This window comes from Bartonella sp. AD328YNZD (genome assembly GCF_042196425.1).
Map to the genome: position 1 here is coordinate 1 of NZ_JBHIQG010000089.1, position 7,779 is coordinate 7,779.

Consider the following 7,779-nt stretch of genomic DNA (forward strand, 5'->3'; position numbering starts at 1 on the left):
ATTCCTTTACTCCCTAGCTATATCATGTTTCGATAGAAGGGATTACCTTTTTTAGGGTAATTTTATCTTAAAATAACTAAAGGGAACCTCCCAAAAATGAATAAACAAAATTTAGAAAAAAAACCTAAGAAGAAATTGCAACGTGGACTACATAACCGACACATACAACTTATAGCCCTTGGTGGAGCGATTGGAACAGGTCTCTTCATGGGATCAGGAAAAACAATCAGTGTAGCAGGGCCTTCGATTCTACTCGTTTATGCAATTATTGGTTGTGCTCTATACTTTGTCATGCGTGCTATGGGAGAGTTATTGCTTTCTAATACACAATACCGATCTTTTATTGATTTCTCAACCGATCTTCTAGGGCCATGTGCCGGATTCTTTATCGGCTGGACATATTGGTTGTGTTGGATTGTCACTGGAACTGCTGAAATTATTGCTATTGTCACTTATACACACTTTTGGTGGCCTGAACTCAATCCGTGGATTCCTGTTATAATTGGTCTTATGTCCTTTTTAATTCTTAACCTCGTCGCAGTAAAACTATTTGGCGAACTTGAGTTTTGGTTTGGTTTTATCAAAATCGTAGCAATTCTAGTCCTAATCGTTGTAGGATTTTATATGATCTTTACCGGTTTTGTCTCTCCAAACGGTACGGTTGCTTCTCTTAGCCATATATGGAACGGTGGGAATATTTTTCCGCGAGGAATTACAGGCTTTTTTGCTGGATTTCAAATTGTTATTTTTGCTTTTGTTGGCATTGAACTCGCTGGAACAGCTGCTGCTGAAGTAAAAGAGCCTCAAAAAGCTTTACCACAGGCTGTTAATTCAATACCAATCCGCATTGTATTCTTTTATATATTCTCTCTTCTTGTGATTATGTCTGTGACGCCGTGGGATCAAATCAGTCCAGAAAAAAGCCCATTTGTAACAATGTATGCACTTATTGGTATTCCAACTGCTGCAGGTTTGATGAACTTTGTTGTCCTCACAGCAGCCGCATCTTCAGCAAATAGTGGAATTTTTTCTACCAGCCGTATGATATATGGGCTAGCAACACAAAAAGGTGCTCCTAAGTTTTTAGGAAAACTTTCTCGTAACCACGTTCCAGCCAATGCATTATTCTTTTCATGTTTATGCATCTTATTTGGTTATGCCGTTGTATCGTTATCTCAAACACTCATAGCTGCTTTTACAATTGTTACGACAATTGCCGCAACTTTGTTTATATTTGTATGGTCTATCATTTTGATCAGCTATATCGTCTATCGTCGCAATCGTCCTCTCCAACATACTGTCTCTCCTTATAAAATGCCAGGAGGTGTTGTTATGTGTTGGGCGCTTCTTATTTTCTTTGCATTCATTATTTATTTATTGTCATTAGAAGCTGACACTGCCATAGCTTTAAAATATACTCCAGCGTGGTTTATATTTTTAGGGATTGTATACTTTCTTTTTGGAAGAAAGAATTATGCAAAAAATTAAAAAATAAAGCTTATGTTGCCAAAAACATATAAAAAAGGGTAACTAAAGTTACCCTTTTTTTTGATATTTATCTATAAAATTATAAAAGCTATTGATCAAATATCTCTGTAGAAGCTTCAATTACGCTCTTTATCAACCAAAGCGTTAGATTTTATCCAAGGCATCATAGAACGAAGTTTTTTACCAACTTCTTCAATAGGATGATTATCATTTAAACGCCGCATACTTTTAAAATGAGCAGCACCAGCCTTATATTCTTGAATCCAATTCGATGTAAATTTACCCGTTTGAATATCTTTCAATATACGTTTCATTTCTGCTCTGGTTTTATCCGTAATCACACGTGGACCAGAGATATATTCACCCCATTCAGCTGTATTAGAGATCGAATAATTCATATTTGCAATGCCCCCTTCATACATGAGATCAACAATCAGTTTCACTTCATGTAAACACTCAAAATAAGCCATTTCTGGTGCATAACCTGCTTCCGTTAATGTTTCATAACCAGCTCGAATCAATTCAACAAGACCTCCACAGAGAACCGCTTGTTCACCAAAAAGATCAGTTTCGCACTCTTCTTTAAAAGTTGTTTCAATCACCCCAGCACGTCCACCACCAAGACCACATGCATAAGATAATGCTACATTATGAGCATGCCCTGAAGCATCTTGCGCCACCGCTATTAAGCAAGGAACACCACAACCCCGTTGGTATTCATGACGAACTGTATGCCCTGGACCTTTAGGAGCAATCATCACAATATCAACGTTTTTTTTAGGTTCAATCAAGCCAAAATGAATGCTCAAACCATGCGCAAAAGCAATCGCTGCCCCATCGTGTAAATGATCATGAATATGTTCCTTATAAATATCAGCTTGCAATTCATCTGGCGTTGCCATCATGATGAGATCTGCCCATTTTGCTGCTTCAGCAACACTCACCACTTTAAAACCATCAGCCATGGCTTTTTTAACTGTTTCCGACCCTGGACGCAAAGCTATTTGCACATTTTGGACACCGGAATCTTTCAAATTTAAAGCATGCGCACGCCCTTGAGAACCATAACCAACAATGGCTACTTTTTTCCCTTTAATGAGATTAACATCCGCATCACGATCATAATAAACACGCATAAAAAAATTCCTTCTTTCTCTATTTAAACTGGATTTCAGATTACTTTTATTCAATAAGAAACATTATCTACAGTGCATCACACACTTATAAAGACAAAAAACACCGCTTATAAGAACACAGCAATTGAATAATTTTAAAGTTTACATATTGCATAGAAAAAACTGTAGTCTCCAAACATTCCTAAAACATATACGGATCCCCAAATAAACTTCAACTGCTATTCTACAAAAACAATAATTACACAAAATAAGATTTCTAAAGAAAATTTAGCTAATATTCTACTCTTTTATCGTGCAACAAAACGCTATATTCTAAAAATTAAGATACAACACACAATTTTTAACATGAACCAAATCAATATAGATAGCAAGAAAAATTACAAAATAACAAGTATTGTTTTAGTACAACCTTCAAAAGCATGTACAGCAATATCTTTAGAATAATAGAGAAGACGCTTTTACTTTTTACATTCTTTAATAACCACGCCTCTCACGCAAAACAGAATGCCATTGTGTTATTCATTCATGCGCTTATTAAAAAATTCTTAATGCGCTCGAACTCTTTTCAAGAGCCCCCTATAATAATCTAAGATTTATCGTACACGCCCCCCTTTACTTTATAAAGTTACAAGTTGATATCATCATTCTATTTTCTCGCTCCCAATATTGCAATAGCTCATATTACATTGAGCCTATTCATAAAAAGCATTTTGTGACTTTAAATCTGTTCGATGAAATCATCCCCCTTGCGCGTCACAAGCAGAATTGCATGTGAATATGTCTTATGAACCATCGCATGGCAAAAGCTGCCGCAACATTAAACGAGCCCAAAAATGAAGACGATAACTTATATCTTTATGACGTAAAATGGTGATGCATAAGAGGTTTTACGTTACACTTTTCACAAGTAACACTGTGAAATAAGCTCAAACATATTAAAAGATATCTCTCAAACACCTTATGACGCTCAATAAGTTTTGTGCACTGATCCATTTAAATTTCTTCGCCAATCCCTTATAAGAAAAATACTCTAAAAAACTATATTCCTTCGAAAAAATTATAGTAAGTAGATTTGGTAAAATTTCCTCATAATGGATGGTATATAAAAAAGCATTTCATACCCTAAAAAACACAAAAAATAGAAAGCTACTAATAAACAGAGGAAAATAGAATATTTTATAATGTACGCTAATAGTGCTATTTATCTCAACATATATAAAATTGTTTTTTTAGATAAATTGATAAAGCTTTATAAAAATTTTTTCCCAATTTTATAGAGAAACAAAGATTACGATAATAACCGGATAAAACGCTGAACAGTATCATGCATTCCATACTCTAATGCATCAGCAATAAGCCCATGGCCAATAGAAACCTCATCAAGCCAAGGAATACTTTTGACCAGAGCAGGAAGGTTCATAAGTGTCAGATCATGCCCAGCATTCATACCTAACTGCAACTCTTTAGCTCTTCTTGCTGCTAAAACAAGTTTATTGAGCTCTTGATCTTGTTTTGTTTTATCCTGAAATTCACCACCATAAGGTCCCGTGTAAAATTCCACACGATCAGCACCCATTGCTTTAGCAATATCAAGACCATCGACAGCAGGATTAGCAAAAAGGGATACACGAATCTTTCTTTTTTTTAAATTCTGAATAATAGGTGCTAAAAATTCTGCATCATGAGCAAAATTCCACCCATGATCAGACGTTGACTGATCTGGATCATCAGGAACAAGGGTAATCTGGTCCGCATAGTTTTCAGCGATATCCAAAAATTGATCACTTGGATAACCTTCAATATTAAACTCAGCCGTAGGAAAATTGTTCTTTATTAAACAGTATATATCTGACAAATCCGCAAAACGAATATGCCTTTCATCAGGGCGTGGATGAACCGTCAAACCTGCTGCTCCAGCAGCAAGCGCTATATGCCCAATATTTGTTATACTTGGCCACGGAAGATTACGTCGATTACGCAAAACAGCAACAGCATTAAGATTAACCGAAAGTTTTACCGCCATGCCCATTTCCATTTTTTTATAGTGTGTAACAAGATAGAAAAAAGGCATTTTCTATCTGAAACTGGGATGATACACACATTTTCTCTATCGAACAATCGTTAAATGCTCTGCTGCGCGGGTAATTCCCGTATAAAGCCAGCGTGCATACATATCACGAAATGCAAAACTTTCATCAAACAAAACGACGTTATTCCATTGAGAACCTTGCGCCTTATGAACCGTTAATGCATACCCATAATCAAAATCATCATATCGCTTTTTTAATTGCCATGAAATTTCTTGATCAGGGTTTTCAAACGCTGCTTTTAAAAGTTTAATCTTTGCTACCCCACGCTCACTTTCTTCTGGTTTCACAAGAAGATTAATACTTGGTTTAACGGTCTCCTTCTGTGAAGTCATCACCTTCCATAAAGAGCCATTCAACAAACCTTTAATGGGATCATTTCGCAAACACACCAGCTTATCTCCCGCTTGCGGATAATCTGCTGTAAATCCCTTTAACACACGCAAACGCTGATTATAAAGGTGGCGTGTACGATTAACCCCTACCAAGACCTGATCAGCATCCAAAACCAATTGTTGATTGACCTCTTTACGTGTAACAACGCGCGCTTCTCCATAGTCACCATAAGCAATATCGCGTCCTTCGCGCACGTCCATAGCAAGACGTATAATCGGATTATCTCGCGCTTGCCGATGAATTTCTGAAAGAAGAAAATCTGGTTCTCCATTAGAAAAAAAGCCTCCACCAGATATAGGAGGCAATTGACCTGGATCACCAAGAACAAGAATTGGCGTTCGAAAACTCATTAAATCACGCGCCAATTTTTCATCGACCATCGAGCACTCATCAACAATAATGAGTTTAGCTTGTGCAGCAGCACTTCTTCGATTTAACGTAAATGTTGGAGCAATAGACTTTTTTCCTGTTATTTCATCGGAAACTTCCTCTTCTCCACGTGGACTATAAATTAGCGAATGAATAGTACAAGCATTGCTTGCACCTTTAGAACGCAAAACCTGCGCCGCCTTCCCTGTAAAAGCAGCAAATTGAACAGAACCATCAACTGTCTCTGCAAAATAGCGTGCAAGCGTCGTCTTACCCGTTCCCGCATAGCCAAAAAGGCGAAAAAGAGGAGAACGCCCTTCCCTCAACCACGCGGCAACAGCCTTCAATGCATTATCCTGTTCCCGTGAAAACTGCATAGTTTACCAATATAAGTTTTGCATAAAAAGAGCAGTATTTTGAAAAAAACCGACTATAAAAAAAAACTTTTTTATTAAGAATTGCTGATACACGCCCATCTAACAACTTTCGTAGCACAATTATCAATTATTTACCCATTACTTTTTCAAGATAGTGTAACAATCTAAATTTTATCTATACATCGATCTTCTTGGTAATACCTTATACTTATCGAATAAAATATCATTTTTTACAATAGTAACACCAACAATGGAATATGCATATCTTAAAGTTAAAATAACACCTAGTATACGCTTTTTATAACCAAAATTTAGAATGAGAAAAAGAGTATTGCCTTTGCAAAACCCTAGCTAGAAAAATGTCCTTAACAGGATAAAAATAATGTAATTTTATGAATACTATTTTACACAAAAAATCAGCTTTCTTGCACATAAAAATAAAGTATATCTACTATTCTGAAATAATAATTAAATATATTAAAAACATTTTGGCAGAAATAAAAATAGCTCTCAACAAAACTACTTAATCCTATGATGATACACCTCTAAAGTTCCTATTTCCCTCTTATCATGATTTTAATAAATTTACTCTTCATGCTACAAATAACGCTTATATGAAGCACGCTTTATCTTGCACAAATATGGAGCTTTTTCTGTTTCAACAATAAAATATGGTTCGTAAATATGTCCTTCTTGATAGTCTATTATAAGAAAACTGGAACATGGTTTCAGTCCAGCGTAGCACTTCAGGTTTGTCCTCTAGAATATGAGAAAAGCGCAATTTTCCATCTACTGAGTCAAACTTTTTCTTTTTGTCGCAATGTTTTAAAGTTTATAAAAACTAACTGATTAATGCTATTCTTATTGCTATAAAATAACAATGAAATCAAGGGGGATAATTTGTTAATAGGCTTGGCGTTATGCCAAAATATCAGCGGTAATATTGCTTTTTGTTTGTTTTAGAAATGAAATAATGAACTCAAATATTGATGAATGAAACAGGAGGTTTAAATTGAAAATATTAATTCCAGACGACTATCAAAAAGCCACCCTAACATTACAGTCTATTACAAAATTAATGAAATCACATGAAGTGCTGGTTATAAATAATTTAGCTAAAGAATGTGATTTAGAAGATAAGCTCAAAGGGATCGATATTCTGATCTTAATCAAAGAACGGACTATAGTTGATAGAAATCTTCTCCTGAAACTGCCAAATTTAAAATTGATCTGCCAAACAGGCCCTATAGGTTCACATATTGATATAGAAGCTTGTAGAGATTTAGGAATTAAAATATTAGACGGTGGTGGAGACCCAACTTCTGCTGCTGAATTTGCATGGCTCTTAATTATGTCTGCGCGTAGGAAACTCTATAAATCTGTATCTGATATGAAAAAAGGACGATGGCAAACAACATTTGGCAACCAAATGAAAGGGGCTACTCTTGGAATATTCGGATTTGGGCGTATTGGTAAAATGGTTGCTCAATATGCTCAAGCTTTTGGCATGTCCATTTTGGTTTATGGGAGCGAGCGTTCAACGCAAGAAGCAAAAAATTTAGGTTATCATTTTACGCATTCAAAAGATGAATTTTTTACACGTCCTGACGTTATATCCGTCCATTTACGTTTAAGCGATAAAACCAGAGAAATCATAAAATTAGATGATCTATTGAGCATGAAAACTCATGCTATTTTTGTCAACACAGCGCGTTCAGCTTTGGTTGAAAAAGGGGCGATAGAAAAAATACTCAGTTTGGAAAATTCAACTTACTTTGCACTGGATGTTTATGACAGCGAACCAGTATATGAGAGCAAATTATTGCAATCAGATAGAGTTCTTTGCACACCGCATCTGGGCTATGTGACTGAAGAAAGCTTTGAGAATTATTTTGAAAAAGCTTGCCAAAATATAGCTTCTTTTAT

Annotated in this window: 5 protein-coding genes; 2 read left to right on the forward strand and 3 right to left on the reverse strand. The window is 35.7% G+C overall.

What is annotated here, in order from left to right; translation table 11 throughout:
- The first annotated feature begins 96 nt into the window (after positions 1-96).
- Positions 97-1,488, forward strand: a complete 1,392-nt coding sequence (locus ACFIO3_RS05785) for an amino acid permease (protein WP_375606999.1) — start codon at positions 97-99, stop codon at positions 1,486-1,488.
- Between the two features lie 116 nt (positions 1,489-1,604).
- Here ACFIO3_RS05785 and ilvC read toward each other — a convergent pair whose 3' ends face one another.
- From ilvC to ACFIO3_RS05800, 3 genes are all read right to left on the reverse strand, one after another.
- Complete coding sequence (gene ilvC, locus ACFIO3_RS05790) at positions 1,605-2,624, reverse strand: ketol-acid reductoisomerase (protein WP_375606998.1); 1,020 nt, start codon at positions 2,622-2,624, stop codon at positions 1,605-1,607.
- A 1,288-nt stretch (positions 2,625-3,912) separates the two neighbouring features.
- Positions 3,913-4,647: a pyridoxine 5'-phosphate synthase gene (locus tag ACFIO3_RS05795; RefSeq protein ID WP_375606997.1), complete on the reverse strand. Its 735-nt coding sequence runs from the start codon at positions 4,645-4,647 to the stop codon at positions 3,913-3,915.
- An 84-nt stretch (positions 4,648-4,731) separates the two neighbouring features.
- Positions 4,732-5,853 carry an ATP-dependent RecD-like DNA helicase gene (locus ACFIO3_RS05800; protein WP_375606996.1) on the reverse strand — a complete coding sequence of 374 codons (1,122 nt, stop codon included), beginning with the start codon at positions 5,851-5,853 and terminating at the stop codon, positions 4,732-4,734.
- Positions 5,854-6,865: 1,012 nt separating this feature from the next.
- Between ACFIO3_RS05800 and ACFIO3_RS05805 the strand changes: the two genes are divergently transcribed.
- Positions 6,866-7,779: D-2-hydroxyacid dehydrogenase family protein (locus tag ACFIO3_RS05805; protein ID WP_375704193.1), on the forward strand; the 914-nt coding region annotated here is incomplete at its 3' end.

Excerpts from the sequence above, each read along its gene's own strand:
- ACFIO3_RS05785 (WP_375606999.1), top strand. The coding sequence starts at position 97 with ATGAATAAACAAAATTTAGAAAAAAAACCTAAGAAGAAATTGCAACGT.
- ilvC (WP_375606998.1), bottom strand. The coding sequence starts at position 2,624 with ATGCGTGTTTATTATGATCGTGATGCGGATGTTAATCTCATTAAAGGG.
- ACFIO3_RS05795 (WP_375606997.1), bottom strand. The coding sequence starts at position 4,647 with ATGGCGGTAAAACTTTCGGTTAATCTTAATGCTGTTGCTGTTTTGCGT.
- ACFIO3_RS05800 (WP_375606996.1), bottom strand. The coding sequence starts at position 5,853 with ATGCAGTTTTCACGGGAACAGGATAATGCATTGAAGGCTGTTGCCGCG.